General features: G+C 46.8%; 20 protein-coding genes. 2 read left to right on the top strand and 18 right to left on the bottom strand.

The annotated features are described in order from the left end of the window. Nucleotides 1-14 precede the first annotated feature (14 nt). The 7 genes from hprK to nrdI form a co-directional block, all read right to left on the bottom strand. A complete protein-coding gene (gene hprK, locus MHI37_RS12480) occupies nucleotides 15-920 on the bottom strand; it encodes an HPr(Ser) kinase/phosphatase (protein ID WP_076335784.1) in 906 nt (301 codons plus the stop codon). Between the two features lie 105 nt (nucleotides 921-1,025). Continuing rightward, a complete protein-coding gene (locus tag MHI37_RS12475; protein ID WP_076335785.1) occupies nucleotides 1,026-1,808 on the bottom strand; it encodes an ABC-2 family transporter protein in 783 nt (260 codons plus the stop codon). Nucleotides 1,809-1,813: 5 nt separating this feature from the next. Beyond that, on the bottom strand, nucleotides 1,814-2,617 hold the full coding sequence (locus MHI37_RS12470; protein ID WP_076335786.1) for an ABC transporter permease: 804 nt from the start codon (nucleotides 2,615-2,617) through the stop codon (nucleotides 1,814-1,816). Beyond that, a complete protein-coding gene (locus MHI37_RS12465; protein ID WP_076335787.1) occupies nucleotides 2,617-3,594 on the bottom strand; it encodes an ATP-binding cassette domain-containing protein in 978 nt (325 codons plus the stop codon). Before MHI37_RS12465 ends, MHI37_RS12470 begins: the two co-directional genes overlap by 1 nt. A gap of 195 nt (nucleotides 3,595-3,789) precedes the next feature. Continuing rightward, nucleotides 3,790-4,746: a class 1b ribonucleoside-diphosphate reductase subunit beta gene (gene nrdF, locus MHI37_RS12460; RefSeq protein WP_076335788.1), complete on the bottom strand. Its 957-nt coding sequence runs from the start codon at nucleotides 4,744-4,746 to the stop codon at nucleotides 3,790-3,792. A 45-nt stretch (nucleotides 4,747-4,791) separates the two neighbouring features. Next, nucleotides 4,792-6,876, bottom strand: a complete 2,085-nt coding sequence (gene nrdE / locus MHI37_RS12455; RefSeq protein WP_076335789.1) for a class 1b ribonucleoside-diphosphate reductase subunit alpha — start codon at nucleotides 6,874-6,876, stop codon at nucleotides 4,792-4,794. Beyond that, nucleotides 6,863-7,222 carry a class Ib ribonucleoside-diphosphate reductase assembly flavoprotein NrdI gene (nrdI, locus tag MHI37_RS12450; protein WP_076335790.1) on the bottom strand — a complete coding sequence of 120 codons (360 nt, stop codon included), beginning with the start codon at nucleotides 7,220-7,222 and terminating at the stop codon, nucleotides 6,863-6,865. Before nrdI ends, nrdE begins: the two co-directional genes overlap by 14 nt. A 277-nt stretch (nucleotides 7,223-7,499) precedes the next feature. Between nrdI and MHI37_RS12445 the strand changes: the two genes are divergently transcribed. Together MHI37_RS12445 and MHI37_RS12440 are read left to right on the top strand one after the other, a co-directional pair. Next, nucleotides 7,500-7,721, top strand: a complete 222-nt coding sequence (locus tag MHI37_RS12445) for a hypothetical protein (protein WP_076335791.1) — start codon at nucleotides 7,500-7,502, stop codon at nucleotides 7,719-7,721. A 321-nt stretch (nucleotides 7,722-8,042) separates the two neighbouring features. After that, nucleotides 8,043-9,275, top strand: a complete 1,233-nt coding sequence (locus tag MHI37_RS12440; RefSeq protein WP_076335792.1) for an aminopeptidase — start codon at nucleotides 8,043-8,045, stop codon at nucleotides 9,273-9,275. 151 nt (nucleotides 9,276-9,426) lie between these two features. Here MHI37_RS12440 and MHI37_RS12435 read toward each other — a convergent pair whose 3' ends face one another. The 11 genes from MHI37_RS12435 to MHI37_RS12385 all read right to left on the bottom strand — a co-directional run bounded on the left by MHI37_RS12435 (nucleotide 9,427) and on the right by MHI37_RS12385 (nucleotide 19,200). Continuing rightward, nucleotides 9,427-10,194 (bottom strand): class I SAM-dependent methyltransferase, encoded by a 768-nt coding sequence (locus MHI37_RS12435; protein WP_076335793.1) that lies wholly within the window; start codon nucleotides 10,192-10,194, stop codon nucleotides 9,427-9,429. Then, nucleotides 10,191-11,147, bottom strand: a complete 957-nt coding sequence (locus tag MHI37_RS12430; RefSeq protein ID WP_076335794.1) for a S1-like domain-containing RNA-binding protein — start codon at nucleotides 11,145-11,147, stop codon at nucleotides 10,191-10,193. Before MHI37_RS12430 ends, MHI37_RS12435 begins: the two co-directional genes overlap by 4 nt. Continuing rightward, nucleotides 11,144-11,491: a ribosome silencing factor gene (gene rsfS / locus MHI37_RS12425; RefSeq protein WP_076335795.1), complete on the bottom strand. Its 348-nt coding sequence runs from the start codon at nucleotides 11,489-11,491 to the stop codon at nucleotides 11,144-11,146. Before rsfS ends, MHI37_RS12430 begins: the two co-directional genes overlap by 4 nt. A gap of 18 nt (nucleotides 11,492-11,509) precedes the next feature. Continuing rightward, a complete protein-coding gene (yqeK, locus tag MHI37_RS12420; RefSeq protein ID WP_076335796.1) occupies nucleotides 11,510-12,067 on the bottom strand; it encodes a bis(5'-nucleosyl)-tetraphosphatase (symmetrical) YqeK in 558 nt (185 codons plus the stop codon). Next, nucleotides 12,057-12,647 (bottom strand): nicotinate-nucleotide adenylyltransferase, encoded by a 591-nt coding sequence (nadD, locus tag MHI37_RS12415; protein WP_076335797.1) that lies wholly within the window; start codon nucleotides 12,645-12,647, stop codon nucleotides 12,057-12,059. The genes yqeK and nadD overlap by 11 nt, the downstream gene beginning before the upstream one ends. A gap of 30 nt (nucleotides 12,648-12,677) precedes the next feature. Beyond that, nucleotides 12,678-12,983 carry a ribosome assembly RNA-binding protein YhbY gene (gene yhbY / locus MHI37_RS12410; RefSeq protein WP_076335798.1) on the bottom strand — a complete coding sequence of 102 codons (306 nt, stop codon included), beginning with the start codon at nucleotides 12,981-12,983 and terminating at the stop codon, nucleotides 12,678-12,680. Between the two features lie 59 nt (nucleotides 12,984-13,042). Then, entirely contained in the window at nucleotides 13,043-13,912 is an 870-nt protein-coding gene (aroE, locus tag MHI37_RS12405; RefSeq protein ID WP_256710189.1) for a shikimate dehydrogenase, read from the bottom strand. Between the two features lie 29 nt (nucleotides 13,913-13,941). Continuing rightward, a complete protein-coding gene (gene yqeH, locus MHI37_RS12400) occupies nucleotides 13,942-15,063 on the bottom strand; it encodes a ribosome biogenesis GTPase YqeH (protein WP_076335799.1) in 1,122 nt (373 codons plus the stop codon). After that, nucleotides 15,063-15,587 carry a YqeG family HAD IIIA-type phosphatase gene (locus MHI37_RS12395; protein ID WP_076335800.1) on the bottom strand — a complete coding sequence of 175 codons (525 nt, stop codon included), beginning with the start codon at nucleotides 15,585-15,587 and terminating at the stop codon, nucleotides 15,063-15,065. Before MHI37_RS12395 ends, yqeH begins: the two co-directional genes overlap by 1 nt. Before the next feature lie 113 nt (nucleotides 15,588-15,700). Next, complete coding sequence (locus MHI37_RS12390; protein ID WP_076335801.1) at nucleotides 15,701-17,956, bottom strand: transglutaminase domain-containing protein; 2,256 nt, start codon at nucleotides 17,954-17,956, stop codon at nucleotides 15,701-15,703. After that, complete coding sequence (locus MHI37_RS12385; RefSeq protein WP_076335802.1) at nucleotides 17,953-19,200, bottom strand: DUF58 domain-containing protein; 1,248 nt, start codon at nucleotides 19,198-19,200, stop codon at nucleotides 17,953-17,955. The genes MHI37_RS12390 and MHI37_RS12385 overlap by 4 nt, the downstream gene beginning before the upstream one ends. Nucleotides 19,201-19,203: the final 3 nt, after the last annotated feature.

The following is a 19,203-nucleotide window of genomic DNA, read 5'->3' as shown; positions in this document are numbered from 1 at the left end:
AATCAAAGTGCCTGCTAAAATTCCAACCGTTTCATAAACTCTTCAACTGCACTATAGCCCTGCTGCTTCAAATACCAGTTGTTTGCCGCAGCTTCGATTAAGCCTGCCACATCTCTGCCTGGCTGCAGCTGAATTTCGATATGCGGGATTTGAACTCCCATGTATTCTGTGAATTTAGACTCCAGCTCCAAATCATTATTAAGCTCATTATCCCGCCATTTCGTCAGCTCAATGTCAAGCACAATTCGAGTTTCATCCTGAAACGCCTGCCGGCCATATAACCTAACGACATTTATGAGACCGATACTGCGAAGCGCAAGAAACTCCTTCGTTTTCCCGTTGTGAGTGCCAAGCAGCGTTTGCGAGCTAAGCTTCTTTAACACGACGATATCATCCGCAACGAGTCTAGAGCCTTTTCTAATCAACGTGTGGGCCGTCTCGCTCTTCCCAATCCCTGACTTGCCGCGCAGCAAAATGCCAATGCCCGATACGTTCAGGCAAATGCCGTGAATCGAGATTTCTGGAGCCAGCGTATTAAGCAAATAAGCATCAAGCATCCCCAAAAACTGTGCCGTGGCTACCTTTGTACGCAGCAAAGGGATGCCCTCTTGATCACAATATTTCGTTAAGTATTTCAGTCCTTCTTGACCTGCGGTCACGACGAAGCAAGGGGGATGATATTTAACGATATTGCCTATATGATGATTTCGCTCATCCTCACTTAAGCTGTGCAGATAATTGATTTCCTTCTTGCCCAAAATTTGTACATGCTCCTGTGGGAAAAAATCAAAGTAACCAACAAACTCCAACCCAGGGCGATAAGCCCTTGCCTTCAAAATTTTCCGATCAAGCTTATCCGCTCCAGCTAGCACCTCTAGTGAAAATCGCTCTGCAAGCTCCTGAATCACGATTGATTTCAAAGCGTTACCCCCCTTGGCTATTATTCCAAATTACGATAGTAGATTAACGAATAGTATACCATATCTTGTTGCTATAACCTGCTGTTGTAACCAAATCGTCATCATCTAGGAGCCTGTTGACCGATAATGACGAACACCAAATCGCCATACTAGCAGACACGGTATGATAAACACAATACCCGCTAGAGGCGCTAGCATATAAGGCAAATCATTACCCGACGTTTTGTCCAATAAGTAGAGCAATGGCAAATAATTCACGCAGCCAAACGGAATAATGAATGTAAAGAAGCGTGTCACCCATTTCTTATAAATATCGAGCGGATACTGCGCCATTTCCTTTCCGCCATCGGTAAATATATTCGCGATCTCCAAACCTTGTATCGTCCAAAAACACATCGCAGCAGCCAGCATGAATATACCGGTAAATATAAACACGCCGCTTATGATCATAAATAACAGGACGAGCAGCTTTAGAATGGACCACTCCACAGAAAGCTGACTAATCGCCCAAACGAGAACAATGATGCTTTGCAGCAGCCGCCCGACGCGGCTAAACTCAAATTTCGACCCTAGCACTTGTAGAACTGTGCTCTGGGGACGCACTAATACTCTGTCAAAATCTCCGTTTGCGACTAGGCTTGAGAATCCATCGAAGCCTCGTGCAAAGCATTCACTAAGTGCAAATGCCATATGAATAATGGAGAAGCAAAGTGCGACCTCTTGAAAATCCCATCCTTTGATTTGACCAAAACGATCAAACATAAAATACAGCCCTGCAAAAACAGAAAACGGAATAAGAAATTGACCGACAGCAAGCAGAATGAATGAAGTGCGATACTGCATTTGCGACTTAAACAAAATCGCTATATATTTTCCGTACAGCCACATTCCGCTCACCCCCCTTGTACCACGATTTTACGTAATGCGCTTGCCATTGCTATTCTCCCTACTCCTACTAAAACGAGCAGCCAAATAAGCTGAATGCCAATGCCGATTAGCGCTTCTTCCTTCGGAATATGACCAGAATACACTCGGAAAGGGAAGTCGGCGGACCAGCGGAAAGGGAGAATGTACACAATGTTTTGCAGCCATTGCGGCATGAGCGGTACAGGGATGACCATGCCCGCCAAAAATTCTCCGAAAACACCGAACATCAGCAGCGAGCCCGCAGGCGACAATGTAACAAAGACGGATATGTACATGAGCATCGAGAGTGAAACTACCATAAGAAGCCCAAGCAGCAGCGCGACTATAAATAACAAAAAGGAAATTAGGTCTGAAGGAAGCGGCATTCGGTATGGCTCAGGCAGACAGAAAGCGACAGCTAGAATAGGCATGCTCCGTAGAAGTGCACTTGCAAGGCGCTGTGCAAGCAGCTTCGCATACCATAAGCCATAAATCCCGCTTGGCCTGCACAGCTCATAAGCAATATTTCCGGTCGTTATGAGCTGAAACAGCTCATTATCGCGGAACCACAGCATTACAAATGCGAGAAGCGCCTGCTGCAGCCATACATAAGTAATGAGCTGCTTAAGCGAAATTGGAGGCGGTGCTGCGGCTCCGCTATAGAAGGCTTCGAATACCATAATAATGATAAAACCCCAAAAAAACTGGGTGGCTATTCCCGCAAGTGCAGCTGTTCGGTACTGCAAGCCATTGACAAGGCGCAGCTTAAACACCGATATATATGCTCTCATTATATTTGGTGCTCCTTATAAAGCTCTACAATCATATCTTCAATGGGCAGCGTATCTATCGTAATATCAACAATTTCTACCTGCTCAGAAAGGCGAATCAGTACATCCGAGATGACGACCTCCGCCGTATCGATGGTCAGAACCGCCCGCTCAGGCGACCATGATTCAACGATCACACCCTTTATTTGCAAAGGCTCAGGATGGTGTCTATATTCAACGGTCATCGTTTTTCGCGTACCGAACTGGCTGCGGATCCCGTTCAAGCTCCCATCATACAGGAGCTTTCCTTTTCCGATTAGAATGATCCGATTCGCGAGCGCCTCAATGTCATTCATGTCATGCGTGGTCAAAATAATCGTAACACCCTTCTCTTCATTAATGGTCCGTATAAATCGGCGTACAGCAATCTTGGATACCGCATCCAAACCAATCGTAGGCTCGTCCAAAAATAAAACGCTTGGACTGTGCAGCAGCGAAGCTGCGATCTCGCAGCGCATCCGCTGCCCCAGACTAAGCTGTCTGACCGGCATTTGAATAATTTCCTGCAGCTCCAGCGTTTCCGTTAGCAGTGCGAGCGTGCTTCTATACTCCTGCTCTGGCACCTTGTATATATCTCTTAGCAATTCAAAGGAATCGATAACCGGCACATCCCACCATAGCTGTGAGCGCTGACCAAAAACAACACCGATATTTTTAACATACTCCACGCGATCCTTCCAGGGGGTGAAGCCCATCACTGTACATATGCCGCTGTCTGGAACGAGAATGCCGCTCATAACCTTGATCGTAGTTGATTTGCCTGCGCCATTAGGACCGATATAACCAACGATCTCGCCTGGGGCAATCGAGAACGAAATATCGTTAAGCGCTTCTACCATCTTGTATTCCCTCTTAAATAGCGCCTTGGCTGCTTGCTTTATGCCTGCTGAGCGCTTAGCTACTTGATAAGCCTTGCTTATTCCATGAACTTTTATCAATTGTGTTACCTCCGCACAAGATTTGAGAGGAAAATACTAACATCGAATGTATAAACTGTCAATGCTAATTCCTCCTCAAATGAATTTAAGCAGCTAACGCTTCTTTACACGATGTGGCAAACAAAAATCACTCTTTGTTGCCGCGAAGGCAAAACAAAGAGTGATTTTTCGGTTTCTAGCTATACTATTTTAAAATTAGAAATTAAAAACAAAGTCATCGTCATTGAGAGGCTCAACATGAACGGTACGTATGTAGCCGTTGCCTTTTTTCGAGAAGAAGTCATGCTGCTTCGTGTGTGTACTAATGCCATTGAACACGATCGGGTTCACAGCCTCCTCAGGGAAATGAGGCTCCATCCCAAGGTTCATAAGCGCTTTGTTCGCATTGTAGCGGACATAAACATTAACTTCCTCAGTCAAGCCAAGCGGCGTATACAAATGATCAGTGTACACAAGTTCATTCTCGTAGAGCTCGTTAAGCAAGGCATACAGCTCGATCTTCAGCTGTTCTTGCTCCTCCGTGCTGAACGTCTCGAACAACTCCTGCGCAAGCACACCAACATACAAGCCATGAATACTCTCATCACGCAAAATCAAATCAATGATCTCGCCGCTGCTTGTCATTTTGCCTTGACCAGCCAAGTAAAGCGGATAGAAGAAACCGCTATAGAACAAATAACTCTCCAGAAATACGGAAGCAGCCATCGCTTTATACAGCTCTCTTGGGCCCGTAATGTTCGAGTACCAAGATGCGATTAGGTTCGCTTTCTTCTGAAGCTGTTCATTTGACTCGACCCAACGGAAAATTTCATCAATCTCTTCGCCGGATGCGAGTGTTGTGAAAATACTACTGTACGATTTGGCATGGATTTGCTCCATCATGGACATAAATGACAGCACTGCTTTACGCTGCAAGCCATCGACATGCTCCAAAATTTTCGGCATGCCGATACCGCCTTGAATCGTATCAAGCAATGTCAGACCGCCGAGCACGTTTTTGTAAAGCGTGCGCTCCTCGTCAGTCATTTCCATCCAGTCCATTTTGTCATCCGACAACGGAATTTCATCATCGGTCCAAAATTGCATTACATTTTGCTGCCAGAATGTTAATGTAAAATCGTCATCCGGGCGGTTCCAGTTAACTGCTTTCATTTGGTGAGCTCCTTCTTCGCTACTTAAGCATCAATTAAATAAAACTTAAACTGCACAGCTCGTACATTCCTCAACGGAAAGCCGCTTCGTTCTTGTATAATAGAGCGATTTGAGTCCTTTTTGAGCGGCATAAACGTAGAAGCGCGCCAGCTCACGAGTCGTCACATTACTATTTACATGCAATACCGAAGAAATACCTTGATCAATATGCTGACCAATTTCAGCGATAAGGTCAATCAGCTTGAACTGATCGATATTGTAAGCCGATTTGTAATAGAAATAATTGTCCTGCGACAAATACGGCATTGGATAATACGTTGTTGAATTCGCGTACGTACGCGTTTCAATATGCTCTACAATCGGCATAACGCTTGAAGTTGCATTTTGAATATAGGAAATGCTTTGTGTTGGCGCAATCGCAAGGCGATACGCATGGTAAAGACCGTGCTCTTGCACTTTCACTTTGAGTGCAGCCCAATCCTCAGGTGAAGGAATCTCCATGCCGTCAAACAATTCCTTAACGCGATCCGTTTTTGGACGGTAATCAATCTCCTCGTAGCGAGTGAAATAAGTACCCTTGGCATATTCGGAACGATCAAAATCTTTAAATGTAGTTCCGCGCTCTTTGGCAATTTCCATACTTTGCTCAATGGAGTAGTAGTTCATCATCATAAAAAATACGCCTGCAAAATCTTTTGCTTCTTCGCTTTCATAAGCAATTTTGTTTTTTGCCAGATAGCCGTTCAGGTTCATCGCACCAAGTCCGACAGAGTGCAGCTCGTCATTCGCCTTGCGAACGCCTGGCGCGTTGTCGATGTTGGACAAATCACTAACTGTCGTCAAAGCCTCGATGCCAACCTGTACCGATTCCTTCACTTTTTTATGCTCCATCACATTAACAATGTTAAGCGAAGCAAGGTTGCAGCTAATATCACGACGAATAACGTCATCGTAGCCATAATCTTTAATTTCAGAAGTTTCCTGCAGCTGGAATATTTCCGTGCACAGGTTGGACATTTTGATGGAGCCAATATCCTTCAAAGCGTGAACGCTGTTAGCATTCGATTTGTTCATAATGTATGGGTAGCCAGATTCAAGCTGAATCGAAGCGATTTTTGTCAGCATATCACGTGCATTCATTACTTTTTTCTTCGTAACAAGCTCGTTAGCGAGCAATTCCTCGTACATTTCATCCATATCCATGTCATCGAGATGCTTGCCGTATGCTTTCTGTACAGAATGCGGGCCAAACACGAAGAGAGGCTTGTTTTGTGCAGCTAGCTCATAAAATTTATTCGGGATAATAAGACCGATTGAAAGTGTTTTAATACGTGATTTCTCATCCGCATTAATTTTTTTGCAATCCAAGAACTCAATAATGTCCCAGCCAAAAATATTGTAATAGCCAGCTCCTGAGCCTTTGCGCTGACCCATCTGATCTGCGTAGGAGAATGCATCCTCCATCAGCTTCAATACTGGCATAATGCCTTTTGCTGCGCCCTCAACACCTTTGATCGGCTCACCGCGTCCGCGCAGCTTCGAGAGGTTGACTGCAACGCCGCCGCCAATTTTGGACAGCTGCATACAAGTGCCTAATACATAGTTGATAGAATTAAGAGAATCGTCCATTTCGAGCAGGAAGCAGGAAACCATCTCACCGCGGCGGCTCTTGCCCGCATTCAGGAAGGTTGGCGTTGCCGGCTGCAAGCGTTGGTCGATCATCGCTTCAGCAATCCGAAGTGCTCTAGCCGCATCGCCTTCGCCCAAATGCAGAGCTACAATAGCGACACGATCGGAGTATTGCTCCAAATATTGCGCTTTGTTGTTGGTCTTCATCGCGTAGTCCTTATAGAACTTCGAGGCTGCCATGTAGGATTGGAATTCGAAGCCGCTGTTCGCAGTTAGTGTAAATACAGCTTCAATCTGCTCATCTGTATACTTCTCGTATACATTATCGTAATAATCATTTTCGATTAAGTAATCCAGCTTATGTTTTAGGGAGTCGAACTTCACGCTCTTCTCGGCTACTTCTTCCATAAACGCGGCAACAGCCTCTTTATCTTTATCCAGCTGGTAAAATCCGTCAGCACCGCGCTGCATCAATTCGTTATTCAATTCAATATGCTTCAATGGTTCGCACCCTTTCGACAAAATGTTGCGTATCTTGATTTGTACCAGACAGCTCAAACTTTAAAATGACAGGAACATCGTACATTTGTGAAATCGTGTCCGCACTTTTGGCGAACCCGGCTCCCCAGTTTCGGTTGCCGCTGGCAGAGACGCCGCGGAGCATATCCGAGTTGCTCTTGAGAAACGAGCTCACCTTCTCAGGCACCTGGCCGAATCCAGTTGTGTACGTCACCAGCACGAACGGCTCCTCCAGCTCTACCTTCTCATCAATAGGCACTGCTCGCATATTCAGTTTTTTAATGAAACGCTTGACATTACCTGTTTTGGAATCATAGACAACTAGCATTACACGTTCGCTCCCCTACTGAATTTAAGCAATTAAAAAGCGCTTCTGACTAGCAATCCTGTCAGCTGCGCTTGTGCATGACCACACGAGGTTAATCATTTTAGGCACTCATCAACATCAATATGTAGTCGATGTTTTTGATTCTACATCAATATATAGGAGTAGTCAATGAAAATTATGGAGAAAATATTAATCTATTTTTTTTGGGCACTCGACTATTTTAACAGATGAGGATATGATGGGATAGTGACATTTTATTGATATTTTGGAGGGCCTGATGAATACAAAAACGACCGCCGAACAAATACGGGAAACGATAGAAAAACTGTTTAGAGATGCCGGATATACAGCGCCAGAAGTGCTGATCTACCTCCAGGAATTAGAAAATGACAATGAAAAATTAACCCAAACCGTGCAAAAAATGAAGCTCGATTCTGTACGAAAAGCATCCGCAGCAGCAGGCATGAATAGCCGGTTAAAGGATGCGCTTCGCGAATAAATGACGAGTAGGTCATACTATTAAGAGATTTGCAACCTCATAAATGAACAAAACTGATAACAGTTGTCGTTCACCAAGATGCCCCCGATAAAATATTGCAATCAGCCTCATGATACAACAAATTTCGCAGCCAACACTAAATGTAGTGGTTTAGATCATGGATGGTATTAGCTAACCATTTCCATAGAGCCTTAATTGAAGAAAAAGTATTAATTTCTGTCTTGCAGCGGAATTTGAGCAATTCGCATGTAAATTCTATAATAGTGGAAGGATAACGTTTGGTTATCATGTCAATTTATTATGGGAGGCGGATCTACATATATGTATCCAACACAACAGCATTTGGAAAATTACGCAGCGCTCGTGGTTAGCGTCGGCGTCAATGTGCAGCAGGGGCAAACGATTGTCGTGACAGCACCGATTACCTCCGCTCCTTTGGTCCGTCTTATCGCCTCAAAGGCTTATGAAGCCGGAGCGAAGAATGTGCATGTGGAATATAACGACGAGGAGCTTTCTCGCATTAAGTACAAGCAGGCTCCCGAGGAAGCTTTAACCGAATATCCGATGTGGCGCGCGAAGGCTTGGGAAGAATACGTTGAGAACGGTGCAGCCTTTATTCAAATTTATTGCCCGAATCCGGATCTCCTTAATGATGTAGATCCTGCACGGGTAGCAATAGCTACAAAGGCCGCATCCACTGCGCTTAGCGGATATCGCGGCTCTCTGATGAATCATACCAATGCTTGGTCTCTCATCTCTTATGCAACACCTGAGTGGGCAGCTAAGGTATTCCCTGACCTTCCGACAGAAGAAGCTGAACAGAAGCTTTGGGAGCGGATTATTGATGCTACTCGCATCGATTTGGAAGATCCGATTGGAGCTTGGAGAGAACATAATTCGAAGCTCCTTCAAATGGTTGAGCTGCTTAATGAAAAACGCTATAAACAACTTCAATATGAAGCACCAGGAACGAGCTTGACTGTTGAGCTTCCTGAAGGCCATATTTGGCTTGGCGGCTCCAAAGCAAATGCCAAGGGCGTCTTCTTCAATCCAAATATGCCAACCGAGGAGGTATTTACTATGCCCCATAGAGATGGGGTGAACGGAACCGTTCGCAGCACGAAGCCATTAAATTATAACGGACAAGTAATTAGCGGCTTCTCCCTCACTTTCAAGGATGGCAAAGTGGTGGATTACTCGGCTGAGCAGGGCTACGAAGCATTGTCCAATTTGTTGGAAACCGATGAAGGAGCTCGACATTTGGGAGAAATCGCTCTGGTGCCTCACGACTCGCCTATTTCCAATTCCAATGTCATTTTCTTTAACACGCTGTATGATGAAAATGCCTCCTGCCATTTAGCACTAGGTCAGGCGTATCCGGTCAATGTCGCTGGCGGTACCAAAATGACTTCTGAAGAGCTGCTCACTCACGGAGCGAACAGAAGTCTGACTCACGAAGACTTCATGATCGGCTCAGCAGATCTAAATATCGACGGTGTGACGAAGGCTGGGACTCGCGAGCCAATCTTCCGCGCTGGAAACTGGACGATCTAGACTTATTCTATTCGTATCCATTTCTGATTACTATTCTCCAAAGGGTTGTCAGCCAACGGAAACCAATCTCAAAAACCAAAAGGAAGACATACCATTCGTAAATCGAATGGTATGCCTTCCTTTTTTAATATATGAAAACTTATACTCGTATCTATTTAACAGCAGCGAAGAATAGCCGCTCCGATTCGCTGCTTGCTGGCTGCAGCTCGAAATCGGCGTAGCGATCGACGCTTTGGAAGCCAGCATGGCGCAATGCCGCTTCAATCCAGTCCGGATCATAAGCGCGCTGCACATGCGATTCCTCGAACCGCGTAAATCGTGAATCCTGATCACGGGAGAAAATCGTCAAATTATGCTCAATTTCGCAGCGCTCCTCTTCAAATTCGCATGTCCATATATAAGCGACATCACGCTCATCAAGGATGAACGGCTGCTCCTGCGCATAACGGATAAGCTGCTTAGGCGGATGCATATCGAACATAAACGTACCACCGGCGCGGAGACCTGCGTAGGTTGAACGAAAGGCAGCTTCAATATCGGACTCCTCTGTCAAATAGTTCAAGCAGTCGCAGAAAGAAATGACCGCATCTACGGGCCCCTGAAGCTCCCATTCGCACATATCCTGTTGAAGCCATCTGATTGATCCTGCACGCGGTCCTGCACGCTGCTGCGGCGTCTCATCCCATTTGCTGCGGGCAACGGTAAGCATATCTGAAGAAAGATCAATGCCATAGACCTGAAAGCCCGAGCGTGCAAGCGGTATAGATAGACTTCCTGTTCCGCACCCCAGATCTACGACTGTCGAAGGCATACCATAGCGTGACCAGCCTGCTCTTGCAAAGCCAAGCCATTCCGCGTAAGGCATATCCTCCATAAGTTGATCATAGACCGTCGCAAACTGGCCATACGAATTCGTCATTGTCCATCCGCTCCTTCAGCCGATGCGCTTTCCCCAGACGGCTCGTTAGAGACTTGCTCCAACGCTTCTGCAGCATCTGCTGCCAGATACGTCCAGCTGCCCTTCTGGGTGACTAGCCTTTCTCTCATTAGCTTACCGAGTGCACGTTTAAACGCGCCCTTGCTAATTCCGAATTTTTGTTTAATAATGTCGGCATCTGTCTGATCGGAATAAGGCATCCCGCCGCCCGGCCGTTCTTTAATGAACGCAAGAATGCGATCTGCATCCTCAATGCGCCCAACTTCCTTGCGCTGCGCCATTGAGAGATTCGCTCTGCCATCTTCACGTATAAAGGTTACTCGAGCGCTCACGCGCTCACCTAAACGCAGCGGTCTAATACGCTCAGCGCTTGGAATCAGCCCATATACGCCAAACCCAACTACACCGCCATCAATCATAACAAATGAACCGAGCTGAAGCGTCTTCGTAACCCAGCCCTCGATCCATTGGTTGTTCCAGCTCTCAGGCGCAGCGAATACGAGCTCCGACAGCTCTTCCTCGAATGCGATTTTTGCTACCAATCTGCCGATTTTATCATGCTTCATGACAACAAATACTTCATCGCCAGGGAGCGGTCTGTATTCAATGCTCTCTGGCAGCTCGGATAACGGCAGCAGCAGCTGCCTGCCGAGGCCCATTTCTAGAAAACAACCGAGTCTAGGATGTACGTCTGCGACCTGCAGGCGAGCCAGCTCCCCCAGCTGAAGAAGCGGCTTCTTCATCGTAGCTGCCAAACGATCCTCCGAGTCATAGAACAAGAATGCTTCTATTTCATCGTTGACTCTCGGCTTAGAGCCGACGAGCTCGGTATAATGCATGAGGACATCCGACTCGCCATCGCTCAAAAAATATCCGTAGGGCGACACTTCTCGCGCCACCCTTAGCGTTTGAGTGGTGCCTGCTACAAAAGTCATGCGAACTCCACAACCTTCGCATCGGACCATAGCCGCTCGATATTGTAGTATTCGCGCTCATCACGGTGGAAGACATGAACGATAACATCACCTAAATCGATGAGTACCCATCTAGCTGTATCCATTCCTTCGATTCCCCGGATGCGGTTGCCGTTCTTCTCCGCTTGCTTGCGAATTTCAGTCGCAATGGCTTGAACCTGTGTATCTGAATTCCCGCTGCAAATCACAAAATAATCTGCAACCAAGGATACCTCTTTTAAGTCTAAAGCTACAACGTTCACCGCTTTTTTGTCTTCCGCTGCTGCGACCGTAATTTGTAGCAATTGTTCCGAATGCAATGCCATAGTGTGGCCTCCTATTAATTATCTTTCTAATAACCCGTTCCGCGCTTCTACTGTCAGCGGAAATATTCGTTTATTCTTCTGCAATAAAAAGGAAATCGTAGAGGTCAGTCCTGCAATCAGCGCCTCATCCAGATCCTGCTCACTCCGCTCGCGTATAACCTCTACACCTGGAAAATCTCTTCCTGGCTCCATGTAATCAGCCAAGCATACGATTTTCTCCAGCCTCGTCATGCCCCGGCGACCTGACGTATGATAACGGATCGCATCAAGTACTTCTTGATCATCTATTCCATATTCATACTCGGCTACCCAAGCTCCGACAGGCGCATGCCATAGCTCTTTATCATACAGCAGCAGCTCTTGCGGCAATGCCTGATCTCGAATGATCTGTGCCATTCTATCTGTAGTCCAATACTTGGCTACATCATGCAATATTGCGGCAAGCTCAGAACGAACCGGGTCCTCACCAAATCTTTCTGCCAAAATAATAGCGGTTTCCATAACACCCTGTGTATGCAGCCATCTACGCTCTGGCATCTCAGCTTTTACTTTGTCAATGATTTGCTCACGATTCATAAAGCCTGTGCCTCCTTATATAGCTATTCACAGAATCCGGTACTAAATATGCAACGGATTGCCCGGCGCTTGCTCTGCTTCTAATTACGGTTGACGAAATTTCAATAGCAGGCATATGAATCAGCCGAATTCTTTCTTGCAAATAACTAGGCAGGTCAGCCATTTGGATCGGTGTTTCAGGCCGCGCTAGTCCGATAAATGTAATATGAGCAGCAAGCTGCTCAATGTTAAACCATTGTGGAAGATCATTTATACGGTCAGACCCGATAATATAGGAGAAAATGTTATGGGGATAACGTCGCTTCAGCTCCATGATCGTATCATAGGAATAACTGATTCCGCCACGCTCCAGCTCAAGATCAAGCGCGCGAAAAGCCGAATTGCTTTCGATGGCGCTGCAAACCATCTCATATCGCCGCTGTCCGCTGACGCCGGGCTCATTCGGCTTAAGCGGCGGACCATACGAGGGGATGAACCAGATCTCATCAAGCTCACATTGCTCCCGCGCTGTTTCTGCCGCTATTAGATGACCGATGTGGATGGGATCAAAGGTTCCGCCCATAATACCAATCTTACTCACGTGCCGAAAGCCCCCTTACATGCGTACTGATTATTTGCGAGCTGGTTTAGGAAGCTCAATTTGTTTGTTGTCCTTGGATTCCTTGTACAAAACGATAGTCTTGCCAATGACTTGAACCAGCTCAGCTCCAGCTGATTTTGCGACCTCTGCGCCGATTTCTTTAGGGTCGTCTAGACAGTTGTTCAGTACGGAAACTTTGATCAGCTCGCGTGACTCGATAGCTTCTACAATATGCCGAACAAGATGATCGTTCGTACCGCCCTTTCCAACCTGGAAAATAGGTGTCAAATGATGAGCGAGTGATCTTAAATAACGTTTTTGTTTGCCTGTAAGCATAATAGTTGTGCCTTCTTTCATCTCAATAATTCGTTTGTGTTAGTTTAATATAATGACAATTAGCTTTGTAATGCGGCTAGTACAGTCTCACGCATCGCTGCAACTGGCGCAGGCCGGCCTGTCCAATATTCGAAAGCGAAAGCGCCTTGATTGATAAACATGCCGAGCCCGCCATGAATACGACAGCCGCGCTGCTCCGCTTGCTGAAGGAACTTTGTTTTGAGCGGGTTGTAGATTAAATCGCTCGCTACCGCGCCTGGCTTCAGCCATTGTGCATCGATAGGAACAGCATCCATATTAGGGTACATGCCTATGGACGTCGTATTGATAACAATATCCGCTTGCTGGCAAGCATCCTGAAGCGATTCGTTTGCAACCGCCTCAATTTCTGCTTTGTCTTTGAACGTATTCGCCAGCTCCTTGGCACGATCAAGGGAACGATTGGCGATCGTAATGCGAGCCGGCTGCTCAGCTGACAGCGCATAGACGATACCTCTGGCCGCTCCCCCTGCGCCAATGACGACGATTCGTTTGCCCGCGAGCACAGGCTCTGCTTCTTCCTTTAAAGAACGAACATATCCAATACCGTCCGTATTATAGCCAATCAGCTTTCCATCATCGTTCACAATCGTATTGACTGCGCCAATTGCTTGTGCGCCAGCGTCGATATCATCTAATACAGCCATAATATCGAGCTTGTGAGGAATCGTCACGTTAATGCCGCGAATGCCCATTGCCCGAACGCCGGCAGCAAAATCCTTTATTCGGTCGCTTGTAATATGAAAAGCAGTATATACGCCGTTAATTCCCGTTTCCCGGAAGGCACGGTTCATCATAATAGGTGATTTTGAATGACGAATTGGATTACCGATTACGCCGTACAAAATCGTATTGCTGTCAATCCGATTTCCTGCTTCTACAATCGTCACAGTGGATTACCCCTTTCGAAGCCATTGAATTAAATCATGGAATCGCGAAGCATGACCTTAACGCCCTTTGGCGCATAAATGTCAATAACAGCTCCACTCGTACCATTGACCTGAATCCAGCCAAGCCCCGATATGAAGACGTCCTTGTTCAAGCCGCGCTTCACGCGAAGCGAGTGCCTTGTCCATGCTGGAATGGTTTCCAGCTCTTCAAGCGAAGGACCGCCAAGCAATTGACCTCGATGGTCCGCATAAAGCTCGTCCGCCCGCTCCAGCTTCGTACGATGCATATTCAGCGCATTCGACACATAGAACGTGAAAGACTGCCTGTCACCCTCGACAAAATCAAATCGCACGAGACTGCCGATAAACAAGGTTTGGCCTGAATTGAGCTGATAAACAAGCGGCTTGATCGGCTTGTCCGGCAATAGCGAGCTCAAAAAGCTGCGCGGCACGACCTCTGTCATCCGGGTCGTATAAACGATACCTGGCGTATCAATGATAGCCTTGTCATCATCAAGCGGGATATGAACAGCGTCTAGTGTCGTTCCCGGGTAACGGGAGGTCGTCAGCTCGCGCTCCATATCGCTATAATCACGAATTAGTCGATTGATCAGCGTAGACTTGCCCACATTCGTTGCACCTACGACGTAAACATCGCGTCCATTGCGATATTGCTCAAGCGCTTCAATGACACGCTCGAAGCCCATATTCCGTTTTGCGCTGCAAAGTACAACATCAACCGTACGCAGGCCTTCTTCCTTCGCTTGCTTTTGAACCCAATTGCGAAGACGGTTAACGTTCATCGCTTTCGGCAGCAGATCGATTTTGTTGACGACAAGCAGTACCGGATTGTTGCCCACGAATCGCTGCAGGCCAGAAATTAAGCTTCCTTCAAAATCATACAAGTCAACGATGTGAACGACGAGACTATCCGTCGTTCCAATGCTGCCAAGCAGCTTTAAGAAGTCGTCCTGATCCACGGCAACAGACGAAGCTTCATTATAATTACGAATACGGAAGCATCTCTGACAAATAACCGGGTCGCGCTCCATTGCGCCTTCCGGCAAATATCCTGGCAATTCAATATTTTCCGACTGAAGCGACACGCCGCAGCCTGCACATGAACGTGACTGACTAAGCTGTTGTTCCATCACTTTGTTTCCCCCTCATACCATAACCCTTTTTTTCTTAAACGTACTAAAGCAAACCGTTCGATCCGGCGATTGACTCTAGTCATGACTCCTTCATCTGCGGGAGAGATGGGCGTAACGAGAATCGTGAATAGTCCCATTCGATTCCCGCCCAGTACATCTGTCAGCATTTGATCGCCGATGACGACAGACTGCTCCGCAGTTAATCCAAGCAAGCTAAGCGCTTTCCTGAAAGCTTTGCCTGCTGGCTTGCGCGCAGCATGAATATATGGAATATTCAGCGGTGCGGCAAACTTGCCTACGCGTGTTTCATTATTATTAGAGACGATAACAACCTGAAAGCCTCGTGAGCGCACATAATCAAGCCACTGCACAAGTTCAGGCGTAGCTAACGCCTCCTTCGCACCGACAAGCGTATTATCCAGATCCGTAATGATGCCGCGTACGCCTCTTGCATGCAGCTCATCTAAGTTAATTTCATATACTGTATTGACGCGCATATGCGGCAACAGCCGTTCAAACATATTGGATATCCCTCTGCTTTCTGCTTGCTATCTTACGAAACTATACCATAGAAACCAAATTCGTTGCAAAAAAATACCGCTACCAATTTCTCTGGCATGCGGTATTTGTCTAATTACCTTAATTGATCAATTAATGATCTCACTTTCAATACGAATCGTTCCGCTTCCTCGGAGGTCGCCATAACCGGACTGTATTTAGCTCTCTCGAAGTCATTCAGCACTGCGCCCAAATCATTGCGAAGCCGCTTATGGCTTTGTGACCAGCGCAGAACTGCTTCTCGAATCGTTTCATGCTCTTCCCGCTCCATACCTCTCTTCTTGCAAATACGAAGCAGCTTATGCGTCTCAAGCACGATCCGATCATTCGACGTATAGGAGCCATGACGCAGCTTATGATAGGCTGTGACCAGCTTATCACGACGAAGGATCACCCATACAGCAGCAGTTACGAGCAGCAGGGAGACAGAAATCCAAGTCCAAAGCTTAGAGTTCGACGAGGACTTGGCCTTGTCAGCTACCGAAGTATCACTCTCACTCAGATCAACCTCTGGCAATACGACCTCCTCATCCTCCGCAATCGTATACGGGAACGAGAAGCCTGCCGTAGCTTCGAATGGAATCCAGCCAAAGCCTTCAAAATAAATTTCAATCCACGAATGTGCATCCGAATTCCGGACAGTATACGTGCCTGCACCGCTTGGATTTATGTTTTCATCCATAAACTCACCTGGAGGACCATAATCGTTAACAGGAAGCACACCCGGTGCGAAGCCCTTCACCCATCTCGTCGGCAGTCCTAAACTTCTAGCCATTACAGCCATGGACGTTGAAAAGTAATCACAATAGCCTTCTTTGAGCTCAAATAAAAACTTGTCGACGAAATCTGAAGTCGAACCCGTAAGCTTGGATTCATCTGGCAGGTTGTTGTAATTAAAATTCATCCGCAAATAGGTTTCCAGCAATTTCGCCCGATCATAATCATTCGTTGCCTCAGCAGTTACTTGCTCTGCCAGCTGCTTGACGCGTTCAGGCAACGAATCAGGAAGCTGCAAATAAAAAGCGTAACGTGAAGCATCAGCTGCATTTGCCCAACCAGCATTCGCTTCCCGCAAAAGAGCTTCATCCAGCACCGGCACGGATGATGTAACCGAGTAGGTTTCTGGATATTTCCGATTTTTCATATTCCAGTTTAGAAGTCTCAACTCATTTGAGCTTGGCTCCCAGACCAAGCCCGTTGGAAGGGGAGACTCATCATTATCAACCCAGTTCAACCTATTGATTGGTGCCGCTGCGAACAGGATCGGATATACATCCTTGCGAATCATCGCAACAATCTGATTGACTTCGGTAATTCCAGCTGCAGGAGGGTCGTCGAATGAGGAGAACGCCTCCCCTTTCGCAATGCGATTGAACTCTTCAAGATCCTTCTCCGCATCAGCCTCCGCCCATCCGTTTCCGGTGTACAGCGCTTTCGATTCCCCGCGCCAATAGCTGCGGTGCGAGGTCGTGACAGTCATCATCGGAGAATAATCAAATTCAAAGCCTCCACCGAGCTTTTCATCGTTTCTGCTGTAGCCAGAGCTCGCATTGCCCGTGCTGCTTGGTTTGAACGATTCCGTTCCTTTATCGCCAAGAAATACTTGCACTCGCTCTCCCTTCGCTTCCTTCCATATCGTATATGGATCCTGTAGGATTGGAGAAAGTGAAGGCATATTGATTCCAACAACCATAAGCACGGATAGCACAAGTGCGATCGGTATAATTAATTGAATAGGATATTCAACAAGTTCTCCCCAACTGCTCGGATGCTCGCGCTGCAGTCGTGATAGATGACTGGCAACGAGCCAGAGCAATCCAATAAACACAACCATGCCAACTTCATCCCACAGCCAAATCGGAGTAAAGGAGTCTGAAATCGTCAGCAGCAGTAGACTAGTCCCGACAAATCCAAACATCCGGATTCGCGACGTCGTCCATAAAGCGAACAATAAATAAAGAAAAAGCAGAGCCAGACTGATCCAAATAAACGGATTCAGCTGTACAATATGTGCTTGCAGCCACCAAACCAGCTCCTGCCAGCGCTGCGGAGGCGTAATAATCCAATCCATTACAGCCAGCTGAGTAGTAATAAATATAGCTGCTGAAACTTGTAGAAAAAGCTTAAGAAACCTCAGTTTTAGCGGCAATAGCAAGTCAATGGCCACAGCTGTGTATAAGGTGTAATACACGATGGCGAAAGTTTCTTCCCACCAGTAGCCTTCAAAAACAGAAATCGTATTCGAAAGAATAATAGCGATAAACAATAATTTCAGCTTCTCATACCAGTTGGCAGTTACATAGGTTAAAATCGATTTCGTCATCGTCTTCATGCCATACCACTCCCTTCCAGCGCGGCAGGGAGCTCTTGCAGTTGGCGAATCTCAAATACAGGCCAGCCCCGCTCTCTTATTACCTTCTTCCAAGAAGTGTTATGGCTAAGCGCATCAACGGAAGAGGAAATATGAAGCAGGCAAGGCGTAATCCCTTTACGTGAGAGAAACTCCATGCTCCGAATGACCTCCACGCCCGTTTCGGGCGTTACGACGACCGCGAAGCTTCCCGGCTCAAGCATAGCGTCCGCCCTCTTCAATGAAGAGTAAAGCGGTCGTGGTGCATCAGCATCCACAAAGGTCAGATGCTTCAATAGCAAATTTCGCTGATCCATGCCAGCTCTTGGTCCAATCATCGTCATTGCCTCGCCAATGGAGAGCAGCCCCATAGCCGTATCATCCTTTAAACCATTCTCTAATAGCGATGCGGCTGCCGATACAGCGATCTCGAAGCGTGTCGCCAGCTCTCCGCTATAGCCGCTTGGATTACGATCCAGAATGACAAGTGTACGCGGAAGCGATTCACGCTCGAAAGCCTTTGATTTCCATTCTCCCGTCTTGGCGGTTGCATTCCAGTGCACGCGCGACAAGCGATCACCATATAAATACTCTCGAACACCATTAATTTGCGTCGTTTCCTTCGCAGAACGGGAGGCAATAGCATGGGAATACGGACCGCGAATTCCACGCTGAACGCCGTTCCACTGCCTTAGCGCCACCGTTTGCGGAAGAACGCTAAATACCGACTCTGCTCCGAATTGACCCGCATGTTCAAACAATCCAAACACATCGTAGGATAAGCACTGCGTATTTGTGAAACGGTATTCTCCCCGTTGGAGAGGAGGGGTCTGATAGGCCACTTGGCCGCTTCGTTTCCAGTTCGGAACGAATGAGGTTTCGAAAGCTAATCGCTGGCCGTTATGACGCTGCAGCTGGTCTCTTACGATAACATAAGGCAATGGATAATAGCCTGGAACTTTTACTTGCAGGCTCACCTCAAGGGAGCTTCCTGCCGATAAGGAGTGATCATGCGACATCATTCCCGGCATGCTATAGATGCGGCTGCCTGTTACTTTGTTAATCCCGCTCCACTTGCCGAGCAATAAATAAACCAGCAATAAATTTAAAATCATAAAGAGCATAAATGCGGTCTTGCCGCCTTGAAATAAGAAATAACAAAGACTGGTCGTATAGATCACTGCGACAAGCTGCCAACGCAGCCTCGTGGATTTGATCGCTGTCATCAG

It is taken from the genome of Paenibacillus sp. FSL H8-0548 (assembly GCF_038630985.1).
Classification (GTDB): Bacteria; Bacillota; Bacilli; order Paenibacillales; family Paenibacillaceae; genus Pristimantibacillus.
Note: the sequence above shows the minus strand (reverse complement) of the source record. Positions and strands in the feature narration are given on the sequence as shown.

Excerpts from the sequence above, each read along its gene's own strand:
- MHI37_RS12475 (WP_076335785.1), bottom strand. The coding sequence starts at position 1,808 with ATGTGGCTGTACGGAAAATATATAGCGATTTTGTTTAAGTCGCAAATG.
- MHI37_RS12470 (WP_076335786.1), bottom strand. The coding sequence starts at position 2,617 with ATGAGAGCATATATATCGGTGTTTAAGCTGCGCCTTGTCAATGGCTTG.
- nrdF (WP_076335788.1), bottom strand. The coding sequence starts at position 4,746 with ATGAAAGCAGTTAACTGGAACCGCCCGGATGACGATTTTACATTAACA.
- nrdI (WP_076335790.1), bottom strand. The coding sequence starts at position 7,222 with ATGCTAGTTGTCTATGATTCCAAAACAGGTAATGTCAAGCGTTTCATT.
- MHI37_RS12445 (WP_076335791.1), top strand. The coding sequence starts at position 7,500 with ATGAATACAAAAACGACCGCCGAACAAATACGGGAAACGATAGAAAAA.
- MHI37_RS12440 (WP_076335792.1), top strand. The coding sequence starts at position 8,043 with ATGTATCCAACACAACAGCATTTGGAAAATTACGCAGCGCTCGTGGTT.
- MHI37_RS12435 (WP_076335793.1), bottom strand. The coding sequence starts at position 10,194 with ATGACGAATTCGTATGGCCAGTTTGCGACGGTCTATGATCAACTTATG.
- MHI37_RS12430 (WP_076335794.1), bottom strand. The coding sequence starts at position 11,147 with ATGACTTTTGTAGCAGGCACCACTCAAACGCTAAGGGTGGCGCGAGAA.
- rsfS (WP_076335795.1), bottom strand. The coding sequence starts at position 11,491 with ATGGCATTGCATTCGGAACAATTGCTACAAATTACGGTCGCAGCAGCG.
- yqeK (WP_076335796.1), bottom strand. The coding sequence starts at position 12,067 with ATGAATCGTGAGCAAATCATTGACAAAGTAAAAGCTGAGATGCCAGAG.
- yhbY (WP_076335798.1), bottom strand. The coding sequence starts at position 12,983 with ATGCTTACAGGCAAACAAAAACGTTATTTAAGATCACTCGCTCATCAT.
- yqeH (WP_076335799.1), bottom strand. The coding sequence starts at position 15,063 with ATGGAACAACAGCTTAGTCAGTCACGTTCATGTGCAGGCTGCGGCGTG.
- MHI37_RS12395 (WP_076335800.1), bottom strand. The coding sequence starts at position 15,587 with ATGTTTGAACGGCTGTTGCCGCATATGCGCGTCAATACAGTATATGAA.
- MHI37_RS12390 (WP_076335801.1), bottom strand. The coding sequence starts at position 17,956 with ATGAAGACGATGACGAAATCGATTTTAACCTATGTAACTGCCAACTGG.
- MHI37_RS12385 (WP_076335802.1), bottom strand. The coding sequence starts at position 19,200 with ATGACAGCGATCAAATCCACGAGGCTGCGTTGGCAGCTTGTCGCAGTG.